Origin of the sequence: Ramlibacter sp. MMS24-I3-19 (genome assembly GCF_050320135.1) — a bacterium.
Lineage (GTDB): Bacteria > Pseudomonadota > Gammaproteobacteria > Burkholderiales > Burkholderiaceae_C > Ramlibacter.
On sequence record NZ_CP190017.1, the window covers coordinates 729130 to 753916 of the forward strand.

21 protein-coding genes and 1 pseudogene are annotated in these 24787 nt (G+C 70.3%); 10 read left to right on the forward strand and 12 right to left on the reverse strand.

From position 1 onward, the window contains the following. Positions 1-13 precede the first annotated feature (13 nt). The 3 genes from ACPWT1_RS03580 to ACPWT1_RS03590 all read right to left on the reverse strand — a co-directional run bounded on the left by ACPWT1_RS03580 (position 14) and on the right by ACPWT1_RS03590 (position 4860). Entirely contained in the window at positions 14-1690 is a 1677-nt protein-coding gene (locus ACPWT1_RS03580) for a long-chain-fatty-acid--CoA ligase (protein WP_427914044.1), read from the reverse strand. A 161-nt stretch (positions 1691-1851) separates the two neighbouring features. Further along, a complete protein-coding gene (gene pntB, locus ACPWT1_RS03585) occupies positions 1852-3264 on the reverse strand; it encodes a Re/Si-specific NAD(P)(+) transhydrogenase subunit beta (protein ID WP_427914045.1) in 1413 nt (470 codons plus the stop codon). 12 nt (positions 3265-3276) lie between these two features. Next, positions 3277-4860 (reverse strand): Re/Si-specific NAD(P)(+) transhydrogenase subunit alpha, encoded by a 1584-nt coding sequence (locus tag ACPWT1_RS03590; RefSeq protein ID WP_427914046.1) that lies wholly within the window; start codon positions 4858-4860, stop codon positions 3277-3279. Between the two features lie 126 nt (positions 4861-4986). Between ACPWT1_RS03590 and ACPWT1_RS03595 the strand changes: the two genes are divergently transcribed. After that, positions 4987-6093: a metallophosphoesterase gene (locus ACPWT1_RS03595; RefSeq protein ID WP_427914047.1), complete on the forward strand. Its 1107-nt coding sequence runs from the start codon at positions 4987-4989 to the stop codon at positions 6091-6093. 92 nt (positions 6094-6185) lie between these two features. After that, positions 6186-6908, forward strand: a complete 723-nt coding sequence (locus ACPWT1_RS03600; protein ID WP_427914048.1) for a hypothetical protein — start codon at positions 6186-6188, stop codon at positions 6906-6908. A gap of 6 nt (positions 6909-6914) precedes the next feature. Here the strand turns inward: ACPWT1_RS03600 and ACPWT1_RS03605 are convergent, their stop codons facing one another. Beyond that, positions 6915-7466 carry a diguanylate cyclase gene (locus ACPWT1_RS03605; RefSeq protein ID WP_427914049.1) on the reverse strand — a complete coding sequence of 184 codons (552 nt, stop codon included), beginning with the start codon at positions 7464-7466 and terminating at the stop codon, positions 6915-6917. A gap of 75 nt (positions 7467-7541) precedes the next feature. Between ACPWT1_RS03605 and ACPWT1_RS03610 the strand changes: the two genes are divergently transcribed. Continuing rightward, positions 7542-8012, forward strand: coding sequence for an NUDIX hydrolase (locus ACPWT1_RS03610; protein WP_427914050.1), 471 nt, complete (start codon positions 7542-7544; stop codon positions 8010-8012). A gap of 55 nt (positions 8013-8067) precedes the next feature. Next, the gene (gene mnmA / locus ACPWT1_RS03615; RefSeq protein WP_427914051.1) at positions 8068-9180 is read left to right on the forward strand and encodes a tRNA 2-thiouridine(34) synthase MnmA; all 1113 of its coding nucleotides are present in this window, start codon (positions 8068-8070) and stop codon (positions 9178-9180) included. Positions 9181-9184: 4 nt separating this feature from the next. Here mnmA and ACPWT1_RS03620 read toward each other — a convergent pair whose 3' ends face one another. The 3 genes from ACPWT1_RS03620 to ACPWT1_RS03630 all read right to left on the reverse strand — a co-directional run bounded on the left by ACPWT1_RS03620 (position 9185) and on the right by ACPWT1_RS03630 (position 11882). Then, entirely contained in the window at positions 9185-10003 is an 819-nt protein-coding gene (locus ACPWT1_RS03620) for a YihY family inner membrane protein (protein ID WP_427914052.1), read from the reverse strand. Positions 10004-10128: 125 nt separating this feature from the next. Continuing rightward, the gene (gene ssb / locus ACPWT1_RS03625; RefSeq protein WP_427914053.1) at positions 10129-10641 is read right to left on the reverse strand and encodes a single-stranded DNA-binding protein; all 513 of its coding nucleotides are present in this window, start codon (positions 10639-10641) and stop codon (positions 10129-10131) included. Between the two features lie 32 nt (positions 10642-10673). After that, positions 10674-11882 carry an MFS transporter gene (locus ACPWT1_RS03630; RefSeq protein WP_427914054.1) on the reverse strand — a complete coding sequence of 403 codons (1209 nt, stop codon included), beginning with the start codon at positions 11880-11882 and terminating at the stop codon, positions 10674-10676. A 204-nt stretch (positions 11883-12086) separates the two neighbouring features. Here ACPWT1_RS03630 and uvrA point away from each other — a divergent pair, with 204 nt between their 5' ends. Next, the gene (uvrA, locus tag ACPWT1_RS03635; protein WP_427914055.1) at positions 12087-15020 is read left to right on the forward strand and encodes an excinuclease ABC subunit UvrA; all 2934 of its coding nucleotides are present in this window, start codon (positions 12087-12089) and stop codon (positions 15018-15020) included. Between the two features lie 87 nt (positions 15021-15107). After that, a complete protein-coding gene (locus tag ACPWT1_RS03640; RefSeq protein ID WP_427914056.1) occupies positions 15108-15326 on the forward strand; it encodes a DUF3606 domain-containing protein in 219 nt (72 codons plus the stop codon). A gap of 58 nt (positions 15327-15384) precedes the next feature. Here ACPWT1_RS03640 and pyrF read toward each other — a convergent pair. Further along, a pseudogene (gene pyrF, locus ACPWT1_RS03645) lies at positions 15385-16208 on the reverse strand (orotidine-5'-phosphate decarboxylase). 35 nt (positions 16209-16243) lie between these two features. Here pyrF and ACPWT1_RS03650 point away from each other — a divergent pair. Continuing rightward, positions 16244-17140 carry a DMT family transporter gene (locus tag ACPWT1_RS03650; RefSeq protein WP_427914057.1) on the forward strand — a complete coding sequence of 299 codons (897 nt, stop codon included), beginning with the start codon at positions 16244-16246 and terminating at the stop codon, positions 17138-17140. A 2-nt stretch (positions 17141-17142) separates the two neighbouring features. On the opposite strand, the gene ACPWT1_RS03655 is transcribed toward ACPWT1_RS03650, so the two are convergent. Further along, the gene (locus ACPWT1_RS03655) at positions 17143-17979 is read right to left on the reverse strand and encodes a M48 family metallopeptidase (RefSeq protein WP_427914058.1); all 837 of its coding nucleotides are present in this window, start codon (positions 17977-17979) and stop codon (positions 17143-17145) included. Between the two features lie 115 nt (positions 17980-18094). Here ACPWT1_RS03655 and ACPWT1_RS03660 point away from each other — a divergent pair, with 115 nt between their 5' ends. Continuing rightward, positions 18095-19402 (forward strand): AmpG family muropeptide MFS transporter, encoded by a 1308-nt coding sequence (locus ACPWT1_RS03660; protein ID WP_427914059.1) that lies wholly within the window; start codon positions 18095-18097, stop codon positions 19400-19402. Here the strand turns inward: ACPWT1_RS03660 and ACPWT1_RS03665 are convergent. Beyond that, entirely contained in the window at positions 19399-20874 is a 1476-nt protein-coding gene (locus ACPWT1_RS03665; protein WP_427914060.1) for a class I adenylate-forming enzyme family protein, read from the reverse strand. The two genes, ACPWT1_RS03660 and ACPWT1_RS03665, sit on opposite strands and share 4 nt — an antisense overlap. An 89-nt stretch (positions 20875-20963) precedes the next feature. On the opposite strand from ACPWT1_RS03665, the gene ACPWT1_RS03670 reads away from it, so the two are divergent. Together ACPWT1_RS03670 and ACPWT1_RS03675 are read left to right on the forward strand one after the other, a co-directional pair. Continuing rightward, the gene (locus ACPWT1_RS03670) at positions 20964-21677 is read left to right on the forward strand and encodes a response regulator (RefSeq protein WP_427914061.1); all 714 of its coding nucleotides are present in this window, start codon (positions 20964-20966) and stop codon (positions 21675-21677) included. 13 nt (positions 21678-21690) lie between these two features. Continuing rightward, the gene (locus ACPWT1_RS03675) at positions 21691-22929 is read left to right on the forward strand and encodes a HAMP domain-containing sensor histidine kinase (RefSeq protein WP_427914062.1); all 1239 of its coding nucleotides are present in this window, start codon (positions 21691-21693) and stop codon (positions 22927-22929) included. Positions 22930-22935: 6 nt separating this feature from the next. On the opposite strand, the gene ACPWT1_RS03680 is transcribed toward ACPWT1_RS03675, so the two are convergent. Together ACPWT1_RS03680 and ACPWT1_RS03685 are read right to left on the reverse strand one after the other, a co-directional pair. Next, complete coding sequence (locus ACPWT1_RS03680; protein WP_427914063.1) at positions 22936-23547, reverse strand: carboxymuconolactone decarboxylase family protein; 612 nt, start codon at positions 23545-23547, stop codon at positions 22936-22938. Beyond that, on the reverse strand, positions 23537-24760 hold the full coding sequence (locus ACPWT1_RS03685; protein ID WP_427914064.1) for a YbfB/YjiJ family MFS transporter: 1224 nt from the start codon (positions 24758-24760) through the stop codon (positions 23537-23539). Before ACPWT1_RS03685 ends, ACPWT1_RS03680 begins: the two co-directional genes overlap by 11 nt. Positions 24761-24787: the final 27 nt, after the last annotated feature.

Genomic DNA, 24787 nt, shown 5'->3' on the forward strand with positions numbered 1-24787 from the left:
GTCGCGCGCCAGGCTAGCTGCGATCGCGCAGCTCCCGGCGCAGGATCTTGCCGACCGGCGTCTTGGGCAGGTCGGTGCGGAACTCGATGACGCGCGGCCGCTTGTAGCCGGTGAGGTTGGCGTGGCAGAAGTCGCGCACCTGTTGCTCGGTCAGCGCGGGATCCTTCTTCACGATCACCAGCTTCACGGCCTCGCCGGTCTTCTCGTCGGGCACGCCGACCACCGCGCACTCGAGCACCCCAGGCAGCTGCGCCACGACGTCCTCGACCTCGTTGGGGTACACGTTGAAGCCGGAGACCAGCACCATGTCCTTCTTGCGGTCGACGATGCGGAAGTAGCCTCGCTCGTCCATCACGCCGATGTCGCCCGACTTGAAGAAGCCGTCCGGCGTCATGACCTTGGCGGTCTCGTCGGGGCGCTGCCAGTAGCCCGCCATCACCTGCGGACCCTGGATGGCGATCTCGCCCGGCTGGCCCATGGGCACGTCGTTGCCGTTGTCGTCGACGATCTTCATCGTCGTCGAGGGCAGCGGCACGCCGATGGTGCCGCTGTAGGCAGTGCTGGTCACCGGGTTGCAGCTGGCCGACGGCGAGGTTTCCGAGAGGCCGTAGCCTTCGCAGATCGGGCAATGGGTCTTGTCCAGCCACAGCTTGGCGACCGCACCCTGCACCGCCATGCCGCCGCCGACCGAGACCTTGAGGTGGCTCCAGTCGACCTTGTTGAAGTCGGGATGGTTGGCCAGGCCGTTGAACAGCGTGTTGACGGCGGGGAAGCTGTGGAAGCGATGCTTCGAGAGCTCCTTCAACGTGCCGGCCAGGTCGCGCGGATTCGGGATCAGGATCAATTTCCCGCCCGTGCGCATCGACAGCATCATGCCGACCGTGAACGCGAAGATGTGGTACAGCGGCAGCGCGCACACGCCGGTGGGCTGCTCGCCGGCGGGCACCTTGCCCATCACGGGCGCGTTCCACGCCTCCGACTGCAGCACGTTGGCGATGACGTTGCGATGCAGCAGCATCGCGCCCTTGGACACCCCGGTCGTGCCGCCGGTGTACTGCAGCACCGCCACGTCGGCGGGCCCGATCTCCACCGGCCGCGGCGCACTGCGTGCGCCCTGCGCCACCGCGTCGTTGAAGCGCACGGCGCTGGGCAACCGGAACGGCGGCACCAGCTTCTTGACCTTGCGCACCACGAAGTTCACCAGCGCGCCCTTCAGTCCGCCCAGCTGGTCGCCCATCGCGGCCAGCACCACGTGCTGCACCGGCGTGTTGGCGATGCACTGCTGCAGCACGTGGCCGAAGTTCTCCAGGATCACGATCGCCTTGGCGCCCGCGTCCTTCAGCTGGTGCTCCAGCTCGCGCGGCGTGTACAGCGGGTTGACGTTCACCACCACCAGGCCCGCGCGCAGGACGGCGGCGACGGCCACCGGGTACTGCGGCACGTTGGGCATCATGATCGCCACCCGGTCGCCCTTGGCGAGGCCCAGCCCCTGCAGGTAGGCCGCGAAAGCGCGGCTCAGTGCATCGGTCTCGCCATACGTCACGTCCTTGCCCATGAAGCTGTAGGCAGGCCGGTCGGCGTACTTGCGGAAGCTCTCCTCCACCAGCTGCACCAGCGAGCGGTACTGCGAGGCATCGATGTCGGCCGGCACGCCGGGGGGATAGGCGCCTAGCCAGGGGCGGTTGCTCATTCTTCTGTCTCCTTCAATTCCGGGGCACGCCGATTGTGTCCCGGGCGTTCCTGCTCCTGCTGTCGCCAGCGCGCGCTGCGGCAGCACGATCCCGCCGCCGGCGCCACGGCCGGTGTCCAGACACGAAACGGTGATTGCCGCGCCGGTCAGCGCGCGGGCGCTCAGGCCCTCAATGCGGCCAGCACCTCGTCGAGCATCTTCTTGGCGTCGCCGAACAGCATCCGGTTGTTCTCCTTGTAGAACAGCGGGTTGTCGACGCCCGCATAGCCGGAGGCCATGCTGCGCTTCATCACGATGGAGTGGTGGGCCTTCCAGACCTCCAGCACCGGCATGCCGGCGATGGGGCTCGCCGGATCGTCCTGCGCCGCCGGGTTCACGATGTCATTGGCGCCGATCACCATCGCGACGTCGGTGTCCGGGAAGTCGTCGTTGATCTCGTCCATCTCCATCACGATGTCGTACGGCACCTTGGCCTCGGCCAGCAGCACGTTCATGTGCCCCGGCATGCGGCCCGCCACCGGATGGATGCCGAAGCGCACGTTGACGCCCTTCTCGCGCAGCAGCCTGGTGATCTCGTAGACAGTGTGCTGCGCCTGCGCCACCGCCATGCCGTAGCCCGGCACGATGACCACGTTCTTGGCCTCGCGCAGCATCTCGGCCGTTTCCGCCGCGCTGATCGGCGTGACCTCGCCGGCCGGCTGCGCACCGCCCGCGGCTGCAGGCGCAGCGCCGCCACCGGAGCCGAACCCGCCCGCGATGACGCTGATGAAGTTGCGGTTCATCGCGCGGCACATGATGTACGACAGGATCGCGCCCGACGACCCGACCAGCGCGCCCACCACGATCAGCAGGTCGTTGGACAGCATGAAGCCGGTGGCGGCCGCCGCCCACCCCGAATAGCTGTTCAGCATCGACACCACCACCGGCATGTCGGCGCCGCCGATGGCCATCACCATGTGCACCCCGAACAGCAGCGCGATGACGGTCATCACGATCAGCGCGGTCATGCCGCCCTGCATGGTCTCGGCGTGCAGGAACACGCGGCCGAACCAGATGACGACCAACAGCCCCGCGAGGTTGAGCCAGTGGCGACCGGGCAGCAGCACCGGCTTGCCGCCGATGCGCGCGGACAGCTTGCCGAACGCGATGATCGAGCCGGAGAACGTGATGGCGCCGATCAGGATGCCGACGTAGATCTCCACCTCGTGGATGGCCTTCTCGGCGCCTTCGAACGCGATCGAGGTGTCGACGTAGCTGGCAAATCCCACGAGGCATGCGGCCAGGCCAACGAGGCTGTGCATCAACGCGACCAGCTCGGGCATCTGCGTCATCTGCACCTTCCTGGCAGCGATCAGGCCGACGGCCGCACCGACCACCAGTGCGCCGACGATCCAGGGAATGCCGGCCGGGGTGACGCGCGGGCCGAACACGGTGGCAAGCACCGCGACGGCCATGCCGATGATCCCGAACAGGTTGCCGCGGCGCGCGGTCTCGGGATTGGAGAGACCACCCAGGCTCAGGATGAACAGGATGGTGGCGCCGATGTAGGCCATCGAAGCGAGGCTGGAGGACATCTGCTGGCCTTCTTATTTGCGGAACATGGCCAGCATGCGGCGCGTGACCGCGAAGCCACCGAACATGTTGACGGCCGTGAGCGCGAGCGCGAACACGGCCAGCCCGAGGATCAGCTGGGCGGGACGCGACGCGCCGGCGCCGGTGATCGGCGGCGCGACCTGGATCAGCGCGCCGATGGCGATGATCGAGGAGATCGCGTTGGTCACGCTCATCAGCGGCGTGTGCAGCGACGGCGTCACGTTCCAGATCACCATGTAGCCGACGAAGCAGGCCAGCACGAACACGGTGAAGTGCGACAGGAACGAGGCCGGCGCGTACAGCCCGACCAGCAGGAACAGCAGCACGCCCACGCCGAAGACGATCGCCAGCGACTTGCCGGACATCGGTTCGCCCGGGCCGTGGCCGTGCCCCTTGCTCGCGACCGGTGCGGCCGCGGCCGGCTTGGCCTGCGCAGGCGCGGCGGGCAGCTTGGGCGGCGGTGCGGGCCAGGTGATGGCGCCGTCCTTGATCACCGTGAGGCCGCGGATCGCGTCGTCGTCCATGTTGACGTTGACGACGCCGTCCTTCGACTTGCACAGCTCCTCGGCCAGCCGCAGCAGGTTGGTCGCGTACAGCGTGGACGACTGCGTGGCCAGGCGGCTTGCAAGATCCGTGTAGCCGATGATGGTGACGCCGTGCTTGACCACCGCGCGGCCCGGCTCGGTGAGCTCGCAGTTGCCGCCCTGCTCGGCCGCCATGTCGACGATGACGCTGCCCGGCCGCATGGTGCGCACCATCTCGGCCGTGATCAGCTTGGGCGCCGGCTTGCCGGGAATCAGGGCGGTCGTGATGACGATGTCGGCGTCCTTGGCCTGCTGCGCGTACATCGCGCGCTGCGCCTGCTGGAAGCCCTCGCTCATGACCTTGGCGTAGCCGCCGCCGCCGGAGCCTTCTTCCTCGTAGTCGACCTTCACGAACTCGCCGCCGAGCGACTTCACCTGGTCGGCCACTTCGGCGCGGGTGTCGTTGGCGCGCACGATCGCGCCCAGGTTGGCTGCGGTGCCGATGGCGGCCAGCCCGGCCACGCCGGCACCCGCGATGAAGACCTTGGCCGGCGGGATCTTGCCGGCGGCCGTGATCTGGCCATTGAAGAAGCGGCCGAATGCATTGGCCGCCTCGATCACCGCGCGGTAGCCGCTGATGCCCGCCATCGAGGTCAGCGCGTCCATCTTCTGGGCGCGGGACAGTTGCCGCGGCAGCGCGTCGATGGCCAGCACGGTGGCCCTGCGCCCCGCCAGCTGCTGCATCAGTTCCGGGTTCTGCGCCGGCCAGACGAAGCCGACGAGCATGCCGCCCTCGCGCAGCAGGCCGACCTCGGCGCTGGTGGGCGGCCGCACCTTGAACACGATGTCGGAGCGCTGCCAGAGGGTGGGCGCATCGGGCACCACCTCGGCGCCGGCCGCGCGGTACGCGTCGTCGGAAAAGTTCGCGGCATCGCCGGCGCCGCTCTGCACGGCCACCGAGAACCCGAGCTTGACCAGCTTCTCCACCACCGCGGGGACGGTCGCCACCCGCTTTTCATCCGGCATCGTTTCGGCGGGAACGCCAATGTGCATAGATGTCTCCTCGATGCCTGTTTGTAAGACTTCGTTCAAGCTTACCTGAACTGACGCTGATGGCTTGCATTCCGCGCCTGCAGCCTCACCTGCGCGCTCCCTCTGCCCCGCACGATGCTTCGCCTGATGCGCCTGTTCTTCCTCTCCGGCCTGCTCCACCTGCTGATCGGGTTGCGCCTTCTTGCGCACCTGCCGCTGCCCGGCGCCATCGCGCTCGGCTTGTGGCTGCTCGCGTCGGCCGTGCTGGTGCCCATGGGACTGACGGCGCGGCGCTGGGCACGGCCGCCGCGCTCGGACCAGCTGGCAGGCGCGGGACTGTTTGCGCTGGGCCTGTTCTCCTCGCAGTTCGTGCTGACGCTGCTGCGCGAACTGGTGCTGCTGGCCGGCTGGCTGGCGGGGGCGCCGGCGGGCCTGGCGAACGCCACCGCGCCGTGGGTGCCTTTGCTCGCCCTGGCCGCCACGCTGGTGGGCTTCCTGAACACGCGGCGCACGGCGCGCGTCAAGCAGGTCGACGTGCCGATCGCCGGCCTGCCGGCGGCGCTGCAAGGCTTCACCATTGCCCAGATCAGCGATCTGCACGTGGGCCCGACGATCCGCGCCCGCTACATCCAGCGCATCGTCGATCGGGTCAATGCGCTCGAGGCCGATGCGGTCGCGATCACCGGCGACTTGGTCGACGGTCCGGTGCACGAGCTCGGGCCGCACGTCGCGCCGCTCTCCGGTCTGCGCTCGCGCCATGGCAGCTTCTTCGTCACCGGCAACCACGAGTACTACGCGGGCGCCGCGCCCTGGCTGGCCGAGGTGCGGCGGCTGGGCATCCGCGTGCTGCTCAACGAACACGTGGTGATCGAGCGCGAGGGCAGCGCGCTCGTGCTCGCCGGCGTCACCGACTTCACGGCCCACCACTTCGACGCCACGCACCAGAGCGATCCGGACGCCGCCCTCGCGGGGGCGCCCAAACACGCTGGTGCCAAGGTGCTGCTGGCGCACCAGCCCCGCAGCGCCACAGCCGCCGAGCAGGCCGGTTTCGACCTCCAACTGTCGGGGCACACGCACGGCGGCCAGTTCCTGCCGTGGGTGTTCTTCGTCCGTTTCCAGCAGCCTTTCACGGCCGGGCTGCATCGGCTCGGACGGCTCTGGGTCTACGTGAGCCGCGGAACAGGTTACTGGGGGCCGCCCAAGCGGTTCGGCGCGCCGTCGGAGATCACGCGGTTGAGGCTGGTGGCCGGCTGAGCTGTCGTCCGGCTGGGCCGGTCGTGGTCCTACAAGCAGGCAAGGTTGCGTCCCACGCGGATGAGCTGGGCGCAAATCGAAAACTGACCGGCATGCAACGCCCAGCATTCCTCTCCAACCCCCTCACGGGCGCCCGTGCCAACGGTGTGTGCTACCTCGGGGCAGCCCGCGCACGCCGCAAATTCGAGCTGTTCTATCCCGACGGCTTCCAGGACGAGACCTACCTGATCGCCGAGCGGGCGTACAAGGAACGCGCCCACGTCGAATGGCAGGCCGAACTCGGCCCCGCCGCCTTCCGCAAGCTGCTCGCCCGTGGCGAGTTCCGGCAGATCGCCGACATCGCGATCCGGATCGAGTCGCGCACCAACCTGTTGTTTTCGTTCGAGAAGATGGCGTTGCGCGACGCGCTGCGCTCGCCGGCCGGCGCGCGCCTGTTCGCGCACGAGCTCTACGCCTTGTTGTACGGGCGCGGTTCGGCCCAGCGCCGGTTCGAGGACTGGATCCAGGCCGTGAGCGAACTGCCGCAAGGTCGCGGCAAGGTGCTCACCTGGCCCGTGGTGACGGTGTTCCCCTTCATCGCCCGGCCCGACAAGCACCTGTTCCTCAAGCCCCGCGTCACGCGCAAGGCGGCGCGCGCCTATGGCTTCGACTTCGGCTACAGGCCCGAGCCGTCCTGGGCCGTGTACCACGGGCTGCAGACCTTCGGCGCGATCATCCGGCGCGACCTGGACCGGCGTCCGGGCCTGCGGGCGCGCGACATGATCGACGTGCAGTCGTTCATCTGGGTGCAGGGCGCGGACGAGTACGAGGCCTGAGGGCGTTCAGGCCCTCGACCGCCGCGCGCGCAGGCAGGCCAGCGTCTCCTGCGCCAGCGGCAGCGCGTTGCACACCGCGGCCAGCGCCGCGCCACCCACCAGCAGCGCGGGCGGCAGCGGGTCGTCTTTCCAGCGCAGGCGCAGGTCGGCGGGTTCGCTGCCCAGTCCCACCAGGGCCAGCGCCTGGTCCCACGTCATGGCCATCAGCAGCAGCGGCGAGACCAGCGGCAGCAGTTCCTGGAAGCTGTGCACCATCTGCTCGATGGCGCTGACGCGCCGCACCGGCAGCGACACCCGCAGGTCCCACCACACGGTCGCTTCGTGCAGCAGGAACAGGACGCCCACCAGCACCAGCACACCGGCGTTGACCTGCAGCAGCGCCATCGCGGCGATCGCCAGTCCCATCTGCACGAACATCAACTGGTGCAGCAGGTTCTCGCGCAGGCCGCTGGTGGTGGCGATGCGCGTGGCGCGGTGGCAGGCCCAGTCGGCCAGGCCCGCACCCACCCACAACGGGTACACCACGGTCACGACAAGCAGGGCCGCGGGATGCGCCATGGCGCGGATTCTGGGAGCCTCTCGCCGCCGGACCTGTCGGCCCGCGCCGCATCGGCGCTGCCCATAATCGGCCGCATGGACACGCGCTGGAAACCGAGCGTCACCGTCGCCGCCGTGATCGAGCGCGACGGGCGCTTCCTGCTGGTGGAGGAACACACCAGCGAAGGACTCAGGCTCAACAACCCCGCCGGGCACCTGGACCCCGGCGAATCGCCCATCGAGGGCTGCGTGCGCGAGACGCTGGAGGAAACCGCCTGCGCCTTCACGCCCACGCACCTGGTGGGCGTGTACCTGTCGCGCGTGCGGCGGCCCGGAGACGACTTCACTTACCTGCGCTTCGCCTTCTGCGGCACCGTCGGCGCACCCGATCCGCAGCGGGCGCTGGACACCGGCATCGTGCGCACGCTGTGGATGACGATCGACGAGATCCGCGCCAGCAGGGAGCGCCACCGCAGCCCGCTGCTGCTGCGCTGCATCGAGGACTACCTCGCCGGCACGCGCCATCCGCTCGACCTGGTCACCACCGACGCCAGCGTCTACGCCTGAACCGCGCACGTCCTTGCGCGGCACCGGTCAATGACCGGCTGGGATAATTCGGTGCATGGCAAACGGCAAGCGCGTGGTGGTCGGTCTGAGCGGCGGGGTGGACTCCGCGGTCAGCGCCTGGCTGCTGCGGCAGCAGGGCTGGGACGTCGTCGGCATCTTCATGAAGAACTGGGAGGAAGACGACGATGACGAGTACTGCTCGTCGCGCCAGGACTTCCTGGACGCCGCCAGCGTGGCCGACGTGATCGGCATCCCGATCGAGCACGTCAACTTCGCCGCCGACTACAAGGACCGGGTGTTCGCTGAATTCCTGCGCGAGTACCAGGCCGGGCGCACGCCCAACCCCGACGTGCTGTGCAACGCCGAGATCAAGTTCAAGGCCTTCCTCGACCATGCGATGCGCCTGGGCGCCGAAAAGATCGCGACCGGTCACTATGCGCGGGTCCGTGAGAACGACGGCCGCTTCGAGCTGCTCAAGGGCCTGGACCCCGGCAAGGACCAGAGCTACTTCCTGCACCGCCTGACGCAGGCGCAGCTGGCCAAGTCGCTGTTCCCGGTCGGCGAGCTGCACAAGACGGAAGTGCGGCGCATCGCCGCCGAGATCGGGCTGCCCAATGCGGCGAAGAAGGATTCCACCGGCATCTGCTTCATCGGCGAGCGGCCGTTCCGCGAGTTCCTCAACCGCTACATCCAGAAGGAGCCCGGCCCGATCAAGGACGAGCGCGGCCGCGTGATCGGCCAGCACCAGGGCCTGTCGTTCTACACGCTGGGCCAGCGGCAGGGCTTGGGCATCGGCGGCGTCAAGGCCAAGGGCGCGCAGCGTGGCGGCGGCGAGCACGCGCCGTGGTTCGTGGCGCGCAAGGACACCGAGCACAACACGCTGTGGGTGGTGCAGGGGCACAACCATCCCTGGCTGCAGTCGCTGGCCTTGCAGGCCGACGACGCAAGCTGGATCGCCGGCGAGGCGCCGGCCGCGGGCAGCTATGGATCGAAGACGCGCTACCGGCAGGCCGACGCGGCGTGCCGACTCGCGCCGGGTGCCAACGGCGCGTTCGAGCTCGCGTTCCCGCAGCCGCAATGGGCGGTGACGCCGGGGCAGTCGGCCGTGCTGTACGACGGCGACGTGTGCCTGGGTGGCGGCGTGATCGCCGCGGCCGCGGCCGCCTGAACGGCTAGGCGCGCGCCAGGCGCCGCGCCGGCTGCTTGCCGGCCCGTCCCAGGTTGGCGGTGACCAGCGCCGCCGCCAGCGTCACCAGCCACGAGAAGTACACCCACAGCAGGAACGCGAGCAGCGGCGCGAACGCGCCATACACGGTGCGGTAGGTCGGCACGTTCTGCAGGTAGATGGCGAAGCCGAGCTTGCCCAGCTCGAATGCAATGCCGGCCAGGAAGCCGCCGACCAGCGCCTCGCGGCGGCGCACATTCGCGTTGGGCACGTAGTAGAAGAGGCCGGCGAACCCCGCGGCCGCGAGCAGCACCGGCGCCATCGCCAGCACATAGCCGGCCCAGGTCGGCAGCGGCCGCAGCAATCCGACGGACTGCCACAGCGACGTCACCCACAGGCTCGTGCCCACCAGCACCGGCGCGACCACGACCATCACGACGAACAGGCCCAGCCGGCGCAGCAGGGGCCGCTCCTTGCGCACCTGCCACACGCGGTTGAGGACCCGCTCGACGGTGAACGCCGTGGCGAGTGCGGTGCCCACCAGGAACAGGAATCCGACCGGCGTGAGGCCGCCCGTGTTGGCCGTGAACTGGCGCAGGTACCGCAGCACGATGCGCGCGATCTCCGCCGGCAGGAGCCCTTCGAGCAGGTGCTCCTGGAGGATCGCCCCGATCGGCCGCAGCAGCGCAAAGCGCGCGAACAGCGCGAAGCCCACGGCCAGCAGGGGCACGGTGGACAGCATCGTCGTGAAGGTCAGGCTGCCGGCGACCTGCGGCAAGCGCTCTTCGCGCGCCCGCTTCGCGGTGAGACGGATGAGTTGCAGCACGCGGGCAGTGTAGCGACCGCCCTCCACAAAGGAAGACCGGGCCGCACGGGCCCGGACTTATTGCTCACACGGTGCAGGCCAGGCCGCCAGCCGGCTCGCCTGCGGTGCACCTACGGCGCGCGGACTCAGAACGGGATGTCGTCGTCCATGTCGTCGAAGCCCGACGACGGCTTGCCGGCGGCCGGGCGCTGCGCCGCGGGTGCCGGCGCGCGCGCCGGCGGGGCCGAACGGCGCGGGGCGCTCTCATAGCCGCCATCGTCGCCCTCGAACGAACCGCCGCCGCCGCCACCACCGCCCATGCCCTGGCGGCTGCCCAGCATCTTCATCTCGTCGGCGCGGATCTCGGTGGTGAATTTCTCGACGCCTTGCGCGTCGGTCCACTTGCGGGTGCGCAGGCTGCCCTCGACGTAGACCTGGGAGCCCTTCTTCAGGTATTCACCGGCGATCTCGGCCAAGCGGTCGTTGAACACCACGCGGTGCCACTCGGTGGCCTCCTTCTGCTCGCCGGTCTGCTTGTCCTTCCAGCGCTCGGAGGTGGCGATGGTGACGTTGCACACCCTGCCACCGCTGGGGAAGGTGCGCATCTCGGGATCTTTCCCGAGGTTGCCGACGATGATGACCTTGTTGACCGATGCCATGGCGGGTTCCTCTGGTGTGTTGGGCCGATTATCTATGTCGCCTGGGCTTCTTCCGCCAGCACTTCCTCGGCCGACGCCGCCCGCCCGGGCGCGCGCATGGGCCAGGCCACCACCAGCCACAGGACCATCATGGCGGCGCAGGCGGCGAACAGCCCCGCCATGCCAACGTGCTTGGCCAGCCAGCCGCCGACCGCCCCGCCCGCGAACAGGCCCAGCGATTGGAGGGTGTTGTAGATGCCCATCGCCGTCCCGCGCGCGTGCGCCGGCGCCAACCGCGACGCCAGGCTCGGTTGCGTGGCCTCGAGCACGTTGAAGCCGCAGAAGAACAGGAACAGCAGCACGGCCAGCGCCGCGATGCCGGCGTGCGGCGCCACCAGCGCCAACCCGAGCTGCACCAGCCCGACCAGGCCGATGGCCGCCAGGAAGACCGCGCGCAAGTAGCCGCGCCGCTCCAGCGGGAACAGCGTGAAGCCCATCACGACGAAGGACGCCAGCACCGCCGGCAGGTAGACCTTCCAGTGGTCGGCCTTGGCCACCCCGGCCTGGACCAGCAGCGCGGGCAGCGAGACCCACATCGCCAGCTGCACGGCGTGCAGCACGAACACGCCCACGTTCAGTCGCACCAGGGCGGGCAGCGCCAGCACGTCGGCGATCCGCCCGCGCGGCACGTTGGCGTGCACTCGGGGCTCGGCGGGCGTCCACCAGCCGATGATGGCCATGCACAGCACCGCGAGCGCGCCGGTGACCGCGAACAGGCCCGACAGGCCGACGTGCGCCGCGAGCGCGGGTGCAGCGACCAGCGACACCGCGAACATCAGGCCGATGCTCGCGCCCACCATCGCCATCGCCTTGGTGCGCACCGCGTCGCGGGTCAGGTCGGCCAGCAGCGCCGTCACGGCAGCCGAGATGGCGCCCGCCCCTTGCAGGGCCCGTGCCACCACCAGCCAGTGCAGGGTCGGCGCCCAGACGCCCAGCAGACTGCCGGCCGCGAATACCGCGAGGCCGAGCACGATGACCCGCTTGCGGCCGAAGCGGTCGGACGCAAGGCCATAGGGAATCTGCAGCACGCCCTGGGTCAGGCCGTAGATGCCCATCGCCATCCCGACCAGCGCCGGGTCGGTGCCGCCCGGATAGCGCGCGGCCTCCAGCGCGAACACCGGCAGGACCAGGAACAGTCCCAGCATGCGGGCGGCGAACACCAGCGCGAGCGAACCGCTGGCGCGGCGCTCGAGGGCGTTCATGGTCGTGCTGGAGGCGGGAAAGGCGGCGGAGCCGGAGGAAGCGGGCACGCGGACGACGAATCGGAAACGGACAGGAAGCACGATTGTCCGTGATCGCCCCGCGGGCTGCCGACGCGGGCCGGGGATGGCCTACTGCCGAGACTCCGGCCGCGCGAGCCCGGCGGGCTATCATGGCCGGTTCCCCTCCGCGCGCGTCCCGCTCCCGTGAAATCGCCCACCGACGGCCTCCAGCTGCAGTCCACCGAAGACGGCCCGTACCTCGGCCGCGCGCTCGAAGCGCAGCGCATCGCCATCCGCGGCGCGCGCACCCACAACCTCAAGAACGTCGACCTGGACCTGCCGCGCAACCGGCTCGTCGTGATCACGGGCCTGTCCGGGTCGGGCAAGTCGTCGCTTGCGTTCGACACGCTGTATGCCGAAGGGCAGCGGCGCTATGTCGAGAGCCTGTCGGCGTATGCGCGGCAGTTCCTGCAGCTGATGGACAAGCCCGACGTCGACCTGATCGAGGGCCTGTCGCCCGCGATCTCGATCGAGCAGAAGGCCACCAGCCACAACCCGCGCTCCACCGTGGGCACGGTCACCGAGATCCACGACTACCTGCGGCTGCTGTTCGCGCGCGCCGGCACGCCGTACTGCCCGAACCATGACATCCCGCTCACCTCGCAGACCGTCTCGCAGATGGTCGACACGGTGCTCGCGCTGCCCGCCGACACGCGCCTGATGGTGCTGGCGCCGATCGCGCGCGAGCGCAAGGGCGAGTTCGAGGACGTGTTCGCGCAGATGCAGGCCCAGGGCTACATCCGGTTCCGCATCAACGGCCAGGCGGTCGAGGCCGACGCGCTGCCCAAGCTGAAGAAGAACGAGAAGCACGACATCGACGTCGTGATCGATCGCCTGAAGGTGCGGCCCGAGGTGCAGCAGCGGCTGGCCGAGAGCTTCGAGGCCGCGCTGCGGCTGGCCGACGGCCGCGCGGTGGCGCTCGAGATGGACAGCGGCAAGGAACACCTGTTCAACGCCAAGTTCTCCTGCCCGATCTGCCACTACTCGATCAGCGAGCTGGAGCCGCGCCTGTTCTCGTTCAACTCGCCGGTGGGCGCCTGCCCGTCCTGCGACGGCCTGGGCCAGCGCGAGTACTTCGACCCGCAGCGCGTGGTGGGCTTCCCCTCGCTGTCACTGGCCTCGGGCGCCATCAAGGGCTGGGACCGGCGCAACGCCTACTACTTCACCCTGATCGAGAGCCTGGCGAAGCACTACAAGTTCGACGTCGACGCGCCGTTCGAGAAGCTGGACCCGAAGGTGCAGCACGCGATCCTGCATGGCTCCGGCGAGGAGGAGATCCGCTTCAACTACGTGATGGAGTCGGGGTCCACCGCCGGCAAGAAGGTCGCGAAGAAGCACCCGTGGGAGGGCGTGATCCCGAACATGGCGCGGCGCTATGCCGAGACCGACACGCCGGCCGTCCGCGAGGAACTCGCCCGCTACCGCAGCCTGCAGCCCTGCCCCGAGTGCCATGGCACGCGCCTGCGCACCGAGGCACGCCACGTGCGCATCGGCGACCAGGACCAGGCCCGCACGATCTACGAGATCGCGCACGTCACGTTGCGCGAGTGCCTGGCGTACTTCACCGGCCTGCGCCTCACCGGCGCCAAGGCCGAGATCGCCGACAAGGTGGTGCGCGAGGTCGGCAACCGGCTGAAGTTCCTGAACGACGTCGGCCTCAACTACCTGAGCCTGGACCGCAGCGCCGAGACGCTGTCGGGTGGCGAGGCACAGCGCATCCGCCTGGCCAGCCAGATCGGCTCGGGCCTCACCGGCGTGATGTACGTGCTGGACGAGCCCAGCATCGGCCTGCACCAGCGTGACAACGACCGCCTGATCGGCACGCTGAAGCACCTGCGCGACATCGGCAACAGCGTGCTGGTGGTCGAGCACGACGAGGACATGATCCGCGCCGCCGACCACGTGGTCGACATGGGGCCGGGCGCCGGCATCCACGGCGGCAAGGTGATGGCGCAGGGCACGCCGGCGCAGGTCGAGGCCAGCGACGCTTCGCTCACCGGCAAGTACCTGTCGGGCCGATTGAAGATCGCGGTACCGAAGAAGCGCACGCCGTGGCTGCCGCTCGAAGGCGGCAAGCCTGGCGAGGTGCAGCGGCTGCGCATCGCGGGCGCACGCGGCAACAACCTGAAGGACGTCACCGTCGATGTCCCCGTCGGCCTGCTCACCTGCGTGACGGGCGTCTCCGGCTCGGGCAAGTCGACGCTGGTGAACGACACGCTCTATGCAGCCGTCGCGCGCGAGCTGTACCGCGCCCACGAGGAGCCGGCGCCGCACGACGAGATCGACGGCATCGAGCACTTCGACAAGGTGATCAACGTCGACCAGTCGCCGATCGGCCGCACGCCGCGCAGCAACCCGGCCACCTACACCGGCCTGTTCACGCCGATCCGCGAGCTGATGGCCGAGACCTCGACCGCGAAGGAGCGCGGCTACGGCCCGGGTCGCTTCTCGTTCAACGTGGCGGGCGGACGGTGCGAGGCCTGCCAGGGCGACGGCGTGGTGAAGGTGGAGATGCACTTCCTGCCCGACGTCTACGTGCCGTGCGACGTCTGCAAGGGCGCGCGCTACAACCGCGAGACGCTGGAGGTGCAGTGGAAGGGCCGCAACATCGCCCAGCTGCTGGACCTGACGGTGGAAGACGCGTACGAGTTCCTCAAGCCGGTGCCCACCATCGCGCGCAAGCTGCAGACGCTGCTGGACGTGGGCCTGTCGTACGTGAAGCTCGGCCAGGCGGCGACAACGCTCTCGGGCGGCGAGGCGCAGCGCGTGAAGCTGGCACTGGAGCTGTCCAAGCGCGACACCGGCCGCACGCTGTACATCCTGGACGAACCCACCACCGGCCTGCACTTCGCCGACACCGACCTGCTGCTCAAGGTGCTGCACCAGCTGCGCGACGCGGGCAACACCATCGTCGTCATCGAGCACAACCTCGACGTGATCAAGACCGCCGACTGGGTGATCGACATGGGGCCCGAGGGCGGCGCGGGTGGCGGCACGGTGGTCGCGGCCGGCACGCCCGAGCAAGTGGCGGCCAACCCGGCCAGCCACACCGGGCACTACCTCGGCCGGCTGCTCTGAGCGGACCGGCTGCGGCCGGGGCCTACATCCGTGGCTCGGAGCGCGCGATACGGTTGCAGCAAGACATCACCTGCAGGAACCGATCCCATGCCCATGACCCAGCAACTTGGCGCCTCCGACAAGATCGACGTGAACGACCCCCAGGCCTGTGCGCAGTGGGCGCGCAAGCTCGACACGAGCGAGGACGAACTGCGCGACGCGGTGCGCGCGGTCGGCGACAAGGCCGCCGATGTCGAAATGCACCTGAAGGGCAGCCGCGCGACGACGAATTCGGAGCGGGTAAAGGAAGAACTGGATCGGGGCTGAGCGCGCTGTCATTGCGGGCTTGTCCCGCAATCCAGGCCCGCGCCTCGAGGGCGTGCGGTCAGCCCCGCGCTGCCGCCAGCGTGTCGCGCGTCTTCTGCGCCTCGCGCCGCGCCGCATCGGTGAAGTCGTCCCCACTGGACGCATACAGGATCGCGCGCGACGAACTGACCACGATCGGTGCGTCGGCACGCCAGCCGGCCCGCACCGTCGCGACGGCATCACCACCCTGCACGCCGATGCCAGGAATCAGCAGTGGCACCTTCGGGGCCAGCGCGCGCACCCGCTCGATCTCGTTCGGATACGTGGCGCCGACCACCAACCCGAGCTGCCCGTTGGTGTTCCACGGCCCCTGCGCCAGCTTCGCGATGTGCTCGTACAGCAGCGGCTGGCCGTCCACCGAGGCGAGCCGCTGGTTCTGCAGATCGTCGCCGCCCGGGTTCGACGTGCGGCACAGCAGGAACGCGCCCTTGCCCTCGTACTTCAGGTACGGCTGCACCGAGTCGAACCCCATGAAGGGCGACAGCGTCACGGCGTCGGCGCCATAGCGCTCGAACGCTTCCACCGCATACTGCTCGGCCGTGCTGCCGATGTCGCCGCGCTTGGCGTCCAGGATCACGGGCACATGCGGCGCCACCTTGCGGATGTGGGCGACCAGGCGTTCGAGCTGCGTCTCCGCGCGGTGCGCCGCGAAGTAGGCGATCTGCGGCTTGTACGCGATCACCAGGTCGGCGGTGGCATCGACGATCCGCGCGCAGAACTCGTGGATGCGCGAGGTGTCCCCCGCAGCAGCCCCGGGAAGCGCCCGGGCTCGGGGTCGAGCCCCACGCACAACATCGATCCGTTGCGCGCCTGCGCGCCGTGCAGCATCTCCACGAAGGTCATGGCTGCCGATTGTAGGGATCGCCCACAATCACCCGATGCACAGACTCAGCCGTCAGCAACTGGTCCTCCTCGTCCTGCTCACGCTCGTGTGGGGCCTCAACTGGCCGGTGATGAAGCTGGGCGTGAGCAACTACCCGCCGCTGACGTTCCGCGCGATCTCCATGTGGCTCGGGCTGCCGCTGCTGGCCGGGGCGCTGCTGGCGCTGAAGGTGCCGTTCTCGCTGCCGCGCCGCCACTGGCCCGAGCTGCTCTGGCTGGCCGCCACCAACATGTTCGTCTGGCACGCCTGCATCATCCTGGCGGTGCGCACGCTTTCCAGCGGACGCGCGGCGATCCTGGGCTACACGATGCCGATCTTCTCGGCGCTGCTCGGCGCCCTGGTGTTCTCCGCACCGCTGCACCGGCGCGCGTGGCTGGGCGTCGGCGCGGCGGCCCTGGGCGTGGCCCTGCTCCTGTGGCACGAGTTCACCAACCTGGCCGGCCGCCCGGGCGGCGTGGTGCTCGCCCTGGTGGCCGCCGCGACCTGGGCGCTGGGCACGCAGCTGCTGCGCCGCACGACCATCGATCGCCCCACGCTCACCATCTCGTTCTGGATGACGCTGCTGACCACCGCCGTCATGTCGGTGCTGGCGCTGTTCGAACGCGGGCAGTGGCGCGCCCCCGAGACGGGCACCTGGGCCGCGATCTGGTTCAACGCGATCCTGGTCTTCGGCTTCGCGCAGGCGGCCTGGTTCTCGCTCGCCCGCGCGCTGCCGCCGCTGGCCTCCACGCTCAGCGTGATGTTCATCCCGGTGCTGGGCGTGTTCGCGGGCTCACTGTGGCTGAAGGAAGCGCTGCACTGGCAGGACTGGGCCGCGGTGGCCCTGATGGTGGGCGCGATCGCGTCGGTGCTGTGGCCCGCGCGCGCCGCGCCGGCGCCGGTGCGCGCGTGACCTTACCGGTGCGCGATGGCCTGCTCGTACAGGCCGCGCACCTTCGGGATGTTCTGCCGCAGCCGCTCCAGCCGGTCGGGGCCCGACGGGTGCGTGGACAACCAGGCGGGGCCATTGCTGCCGCCGGCCACCTGCTCCATCTTGGTCCAGAGGGAAACGGCCGCATCGGGGTTGTAGCCGGCGCGCGCGCCGATCTCCAGCCCCACCAGGTCGGCCTCGCTCTCGTCGGCGCGCGACCAGCGCAGCGTGAGCAGCTGCGCGCCGAGGTTGGCCCCCATCTGCCCCAGCTGGCCCAGCCCGAACAGCTGCGTGACCAGGCCGATCGCAACGTTGGTGCCCTCTTCCTTGGCAACGCGGGCGCGGGCGTGCTCGCGCAGCGCGTGCGCCATCTCGTGGCCCATCACCATCGCCGCTTCATCCTCGGTGAGCTTCAGCTGCTCGAGCAGCCCGGTGAAGAACGCGATCTTGCCGCCCGGCATGCAGAAGGCATTGATCTCCTTGCTGCCGATCAGGTTCACCTCCCACCGCCAGCTCCTCGCGCGCTCGTTGAAGCGCAGGCCCTGCGGGATCATGCGTTGCGCGATCGCGCGGATCTTCTGCAGCGAAGGATTGTTCTCGGGCGCCAGCGCCCCCTTCGACTTGGCCTCGGCCAGCAGTTGCGAGTACTGCTGCGCGGACGCGGCCTCGATCTCCTCGGCCGGCACCAGGCCCGCGGCCCGCGAACCCTTGCCCACGTCGACCTGCGCCAGCACCGGCGTCGCCGCCGCCGCACCTGCAGCCAGCAGGAAACCCCGCCGACCACGCCAGAAGGACTGATTGGAGACGCAGAGCTGGCACATGGTTGAATACTACGAACGAACGAACGCCCGCATGTCAGAGCCGACCCCCAGTCACGTACAGACTTCGCCTTCCCAGCCAGCCCGACAGCCCGCGCGCAAGCGCTCCGCGCTGGGCGTGCTGCGCGAACTGCGCCAGCCCAAGGTCGCGGTCATGCTGGCGCTGGGCTTCGCGTCCGGTCTGCCGTTCCTGCTGACCGCCAACACCTTCGGCTACTGGCTGCGCGACGAGGGCACCAGCCTGATGGCCATCGGCTTCATCTCGTGGGTCGGCTTCGCGTATGCGTTCAAGGTGTACTGGTCGCCGCTGGTGGACCGGGTCGACGTGCCGCTGCTCGGCCGGCTGGGCCGGCGCCGCGGCTGGATGCTGCTGTGCCAGATCCTGGTGGCGCTCGGCCTGCTGGGCATGTCGTTCGTGGGCGTGTCGGCCGGCCTGGGCGTGATCGGCGCCTTCGCGCTGCTGACCGCGTTCGCCTCCGCCACCCAGGACATCGCCATCGACGCCTGGCGCATCGAAGCCGCTTCTGACGCCGAGGAGGTCGGCCTCATGACCTCGGCCGCGCAGCTGGGCTATCGCATCGCGCTGATCGTCACCGACGCGGCCATCATCGCCGCGGCCCAGCGCGTGGGCTGGCCGATCTCGTACGCCGCGATGGCCGTGCTGATGGGGGTCGGCATCGTGGCCACCTTCTTCGCCTTCGAGCCCACGCGTGCCGACGCGGTGCTGCACGCCAAGGCGCCGCTGTGGTCCGGCCGCGGCCTGCTCGATGCGCTGGTCGGCCCGTTCGTGGACTTCTTCTCCAAGCACCGCATGACGGGCCTGCTGATCCTGCTGGCGGTCGCGCTGTACCGCCTGCCCGACTTCATCATGGGCCCCATGTACAACCCGTATTACCACGACCTGGGCCTCAGCAAGGACACGGTGGCCCTGGTGCGCGGTTCGTTCGGGCTCGGCGCCACGTTCCTGGGATTGGCCGCTGCCGGCGTGTGTTCGGTGCGCGCGGGCATGCTGCCGACACTGGTGGTCGGGCTGATGCTGGAAGGGTTCGGCACCGCGGCGTTCGCGCTCCTGAGCCTGCATGCGGACGCCACCACCTTCGCCGCCGTGATGTCACTCGACGCCTTCGCGCAGGCATTCGCCGGCGTGGCCCTGGTGACCTACATGTCCAGCCTCACGACGCTGGGCTACACGGCCACGCAGTACGCGATGCTGTCGTCGACCTATGCGGTGCTGGGCAAGCTGCTCAAGGGCTTCTCGGGTGTCGGCGTGGATGCGCTCACGCCCACGCATGGCCTGCTGGGCGCCTATGCGACGGCATTCGTCGCCACTGGCCTCACCGCCATCCCGCCGATGCTGCTGATCGTGTGGCTGTGGCGCCTGCAGCGTCGCAAGGAAGCCTCGGCCGCCACCGCCGCCGCCAGCTAGCGGCCGACCAGCCCCGCCAGCGCGCCGCGCTGCACCTTGCCCAGGGCTGTCTTGGGCAGCGCGTTCACGCGCAACCACCGGCGCGGCAGCTTGTAGCGTGCCAGGCGCGCGGTGAGATGCTCTCGCAGGGCATCGTCGCTCGCGCTGGCACCCTCGCGCAGCACGACGGCGACAGCGACCGTCTCGCCCCAGCGCGGATCCGGCACGCCGAACGCGGCGCACTCCAGCACGTCGGGATGCAGCGCGAGCGCCGCCTCGATCTCGGCCGGATGGATGTTCTCGCCGCCGGAGATCACGAGATCGCGCGCGCGGCCCACGATGGTGTAGCTGCCGTCGTGCGCGCACGTGGCGAGGTCGCCGGTGTGGAACCAACCCTCGGCGTCGACGGCAGCCAGGTCGGGCCAGTAGCGGCGCACCACGTTCGGGCCGCGCAGCCACACCTCGCCCGCTTCGTGGCCCGGCTCGCCGTGCAGCCGGACCTCGACGCCGGGCGCGGGCCAGCCGCACGAGCCCATGTGATCGACCGCATGGTCCGGCCCCAGTGCGATCGAGAACGGTCCGGTCTCGGTCGCGCCGTAGACGTTGCACACCGGGATGCCGCGCGCATGGAACGCTTCCAGCAGCGGTGCGGGCAGCAGGCTGGAGCCGGCCCACACCGCGCGCAGGCAGCGCAGGTCGGCACCGTTCCAGCGTGGATGGTCGACCAGGGCCTTCATCGTCGCAGGCACCTGCAGCGTGAGGCTGGGTCGCTCGGCCGCGAGCGCATCGAACGTGGCCTCGGGCGTGAAGCGCGGATGCAGCAGCACGGTGGCGCCGGCCGACAGCGCGGGCAAGGTCTGGATGCACAGGCCGCCGACATGGAACAGCGGCAGCACCGTGAGCACGCGATCCGCCGGCGTGATCGCCTGCACCTGCGCCGCGACGCGCAGGTTGGCCAGCAGCTGAGCCTGCGTGTGCACCGCCACGCGCGGGCCGCCGGTGGTGCCGGAGGTCTGCACCAGCAGCGCGGCTGCGTCGGGCGAAGCGGCACCAGCTGTCGACGCGCGTTCCGGCCCGTCGAGTGCCGCCGCCGCATGCGCAGCGATCCCGGCGCGGCCGGCCAGCGCGGTCGCCGCCTGCGCGAACGCAGCGTCGTGCACCAGATGCACCGGACCGACCGACTGCAGCAGCGAATCCCATTCGGCCGCCGCGAGCCGCACGTTGACCGGCAGCAGCGCCGCACCGAGGCGCGCCAGCGCAAAAAGCAGCACCAGGTGCGCGGGATGGTTGAGGCCGAGCCACGCGACCCGGTCGCCTGCGCGCACATGCCAGTCCTGCGCGAGCACGCCCGCGGCACGATCGACACGCGCGGCGAGCTGCGCATACGTGATGGCCTGCGCATCGAAACGCAACGCGACCTGGCCCGGACGCAGCGCCGCCTGCCCTGCCAGCACCTCGGGCAACGTGTGCGGATCGTCGGCTGCCACGGCCATTTACCTAACTTTACCGCCGCGACAACGCCATGCGCCGCGTGCGAACGATGCTGACGTCGGCCCCGTAAAGGGGTCAGTACCATGCGCCCATGCAGCACCTCCTGATGATCGAAGACGATGCGCGGCTCGCGCAGATGGTGGGCGAGTACCTGGAGCGTTCGGGATTCACGGTGACACGGGCGGCCGACGCCACCGCGGGGCTGGCCCTGCTGCAGGAGCCGGCGGGCCGCATGCCGGACCTGGTCGTGCTGGACCTCATGCTGCCCGACATCGATGGGCTCGAGGTCTGCCGCCGCATCCGGTCCATGGGCGGCGAGACCGCCCGCGTGCCGGTGTTGATGCTCACCGCCAAGGGAGACCCGATGGATCGCGTGGTGGGCCTCGAACTCGGCGCCGACGATTACCTCCCCAAGCCATTCGAGCCGCGCGAGCTGCTGGCCCGCATCCGCGCCGTGCTGCGGCGGCGCGTCGAGGGCGCCGCGCCGCCGGCCGCCAAGCACATGCGTTTCGGCTCGCTGGAGATCGACAAGGATGCGCGCACCGTCACCATCGGCGGCGAGCCGCGCGAACTGACCTCGTACCAGTTCGACCTGCTGGCCGCGCTTGCGGAGCGGGCCGGGCGCGTGCTCACGCGCGACCAGATCATGGAAGCGGTGCGCGGCCGCGAGCTCGAGGCATTCGACCGCTCGATCGATGTGCACATGGGCCGCATCCGCGCGGCCATCGAAGACGACGTCAAGAATCCCAAGCGCATCCTCACCGTGCGTGGCGTCGGCTACGTGTTCGCCAAGCAGCAGGACTGAGTCCCCGACCGTGATGCTTCGCGTTCCCCTCTACGTGCGCATCTGGCTGGCCGTGGTGGTGGGCGTCGCCGTGCTCACGCTGGCCGCCGGCTGGCTGGTGCACAAGGTCGCCGAGGACCAGCAGCCGCAGCCGCGCGACGTGATCATCCGCAACGAGGCCGGCGAGGTGATGGGCCAGGCACGCACGCGTCCGGTGCGCGTGCCGGGCCAGGGCACGGAGTTCCAGGTCGCGATGAACAACGGCAGCGTCTACACGGTGCAACTGCCGCCGCGGCCGCGCCCGCCGGGAGAGCCGCCGCCGGCGCGGGGAGGGCCGTGGGGCCGCGGCAGCACGCCGTTCCTGCTGATGCTGTCGATCGTCGGCCTCGCCGTTGCGGTCGCCACCTATCCGATCATCCGGCGCCTCACGCAGCGGCTGGAGGACCTGCGCCGCGGCGTCGAGCGCTGGGGCGAAGGCGACCTGTCGGCGCGCGTGCAGGAGCGGGGCAACGACGAGGTGGCGTTCCTCGCCAGCCGCTTCAACCATGCGGCCCAGCGCGTGGAGCTGCTGGTGCGCAGCCACAAGTCGCTGCTGGCCAATGCCTCGCACGAGCTGCGCTCGCCGCTGGCGCGCATCCGCATGGGCCTGGAACTGATGGAAGGCGCGCCCAGCGCGTCGCAGCGACAGGAGATGCTGCGCAACATCGGCGAGCTCGACCAGCTGATCGAGGAGATCCTGCTGGCCAGCCGCCTCGATGCACGCGAGACCGACATCGGCACCTTCGAGGAGGTGCACCTCACCGGGCTGGCCGCCGAGGAATGCGCGCGCGTCGGCGCCGACCTGGAGGCGCAAGGCTGCAGCACCGACATGGTGGTGCAGGGCGTGTCCAAGCTGCTGCGCCGTGCGATCCGCAACCTGCTGGAGAACGCGCGCCGCTACAGCAGCGGCCCGGTGGAAGTCGTCGTGCAGCACGACGCCGGCCACGCCATGCTGAGCGTGTGCGATCGAGGACCGGGCGTGCCGCCCGAGCAGCGCGAGCGCATCTTCGAGCCGTTCTACCGCCTGCCCGGCGCCAGCGAGCGCGAAGGCGGCGTCGGCCTGGGGCTGGCGCTGGTGCGGTCCATCGCGCAGCGGCACCACGGCTCGGTGCACTGCGAAGGGCGCGAAGGCGGCGGCGCCTGCTTCGTGCTGCGGCTGCCGATGGCTGCGGCCACCGAAGGTCGCGCGGTGTCCGCGCCCGCCGACCTGCCGGTCGGCGCGCTGCAGTCGTAGCGGCCGTCAGGCCGGCCAGGCCGGCAGCGGCGCGCCCGCGGACTTCTGCGCCGGCGTGTGCGCCACGTTCATCAGCCACGACACCATCACGAAATAGCCGACGAGGGTGACAAGTTCGACCAGCGCCTGCTCGCCCAGGCGCTGCACCGCACGCGCATAGGTCGGTTCGCTGACGCCGTGCGTGCGCAGCAGCTCCTCGCTGACGTCGTACGCGAGCGCTTCGTCGTCGGCCAGCGGCTGCGGGCGGGCGCCCTGGCGCAGCAGGTCGATGGCCTCGGCCGACACACCGGCCTGGATGGCCAGCGGCGCATGCATGTGCCACTCGAACTGGTTGCCCACGTGGCGCGCCGCGATGCAGGTCGCCAGCTCGCGCATGCGCGGCTCCAGCACGCTGCCGAAGCGCAGGTACTCGCCGACCTTGCCCATGCGCTCCAGCAACTGCGGCGAACGCAGCAGGGGCAGGAACGGCCCGTAGACGCCCTTGCGCGGGCCGTCGATCAGGGCCTGCGCGGCGGCGCGCTGCTCTTCGTTCATGGACTCGCGCGCGGGCAGCGGCAGGCGCTCGCGCCACGGCATGGTGCCGCCCTGGCGCAGCGTGGGATCGGTGTCAGCGGGCATGGGAGGTCTCCGGGAGTGGTGTCGAATTCGGGAGTGTGGCGGCGCGCCACAGCCAGGCCGCCGACGCGAACAGGGCGATGGCGCCGGCCTGCAGCGCGAGGTCGAGGCCGTGCGCCGGCGTGGCATGCAGCAACGCCGTGGACAGCACCGGGCCCGCGATCTGGCCGATCGCGAAGGCGGCCGTCATGCGGCCGACCATGCGCGTGGCATCGGCCCCGGCCCGCACGCGGATCTCCTGCACGCCCGCAAGCGTCACGACCATGAAGGTGCCGCCCACCAGCAGCGCGGACAGGCCGATGGTCCAGCCGGTGAGCCACAGGCTGGGCAGCAGCACGCCCACGCCCATCAGCAGGTGCGACGCCGACCAGACCTGCAGCCGCGAGGCGCGCCGCAACACGCGCGCTGCCACGAGCGTGGACAGCGCGGCGAACAGGCCGAACACCGGCCACGCGAGCCCGAAGAGCCGCGGGTCGGGCACCACCGTCCTCGCCATCACGGGCAGGTAGGTGGCTGGCAGGATGTAGCCGAAGCCGAGCACCGCATAGGAGCCGACGAGGCCCCAGTGCGAGCCGCTGCTTCGCGCTGCAGAAGGCGCTGCGGAGGCGGCCGGCGTGACAGGACGCAGGCGCGCCAGCACCCACGCCACCGGCAGCGTGAGCAGCACCGCGATCAGCGTCAGTTGCAGCCACAGGCCCGACACGCTCCAGCCCGCGGCACCGCCCGCGAGGCAATCGAGGCCCGCGAGCGCGATGCCCAGACCCACGCCCGCATACAGCGCGCTGCTCCACGCACTGACCGGCCGCTGGCCCAGCGCCGAGAGGCACCAGACGCTGGTGCCCACAAAGGCCCATGCGCTCGCCATGCCGGCGACGAAGCGCAGCAGCGCCCACCACGCGGTGGGGCCGGGGATCACCATGGCCGCCGTCAGGACAGCGGTGCCGGCCAGGGCGACTACGGCAAGGCGCGGCGCGGGCCAGCCCAGGCGCGAAGCAGTGAGCGCGCCGGCGAGGTAGCCCGCGTAGTTGGCCGCGGCGATCCAGCCGCCGCCCGTGAGGTCCAGCTGCCCGGCCTGCACCATCAACGGCAGCATCGGCGTGAACGCGAAGCGGCCGATGCCCATCGCGACGGCCAGCGACAGCAGGCCCGCGGCACCGATCGCCCACGATGGAACGGCCCTGCCCGGTGCCGGCGTGGAGCGGTCGTCGTTTGCCATCGCGGGGCATTAGACCCAGAATGGCCG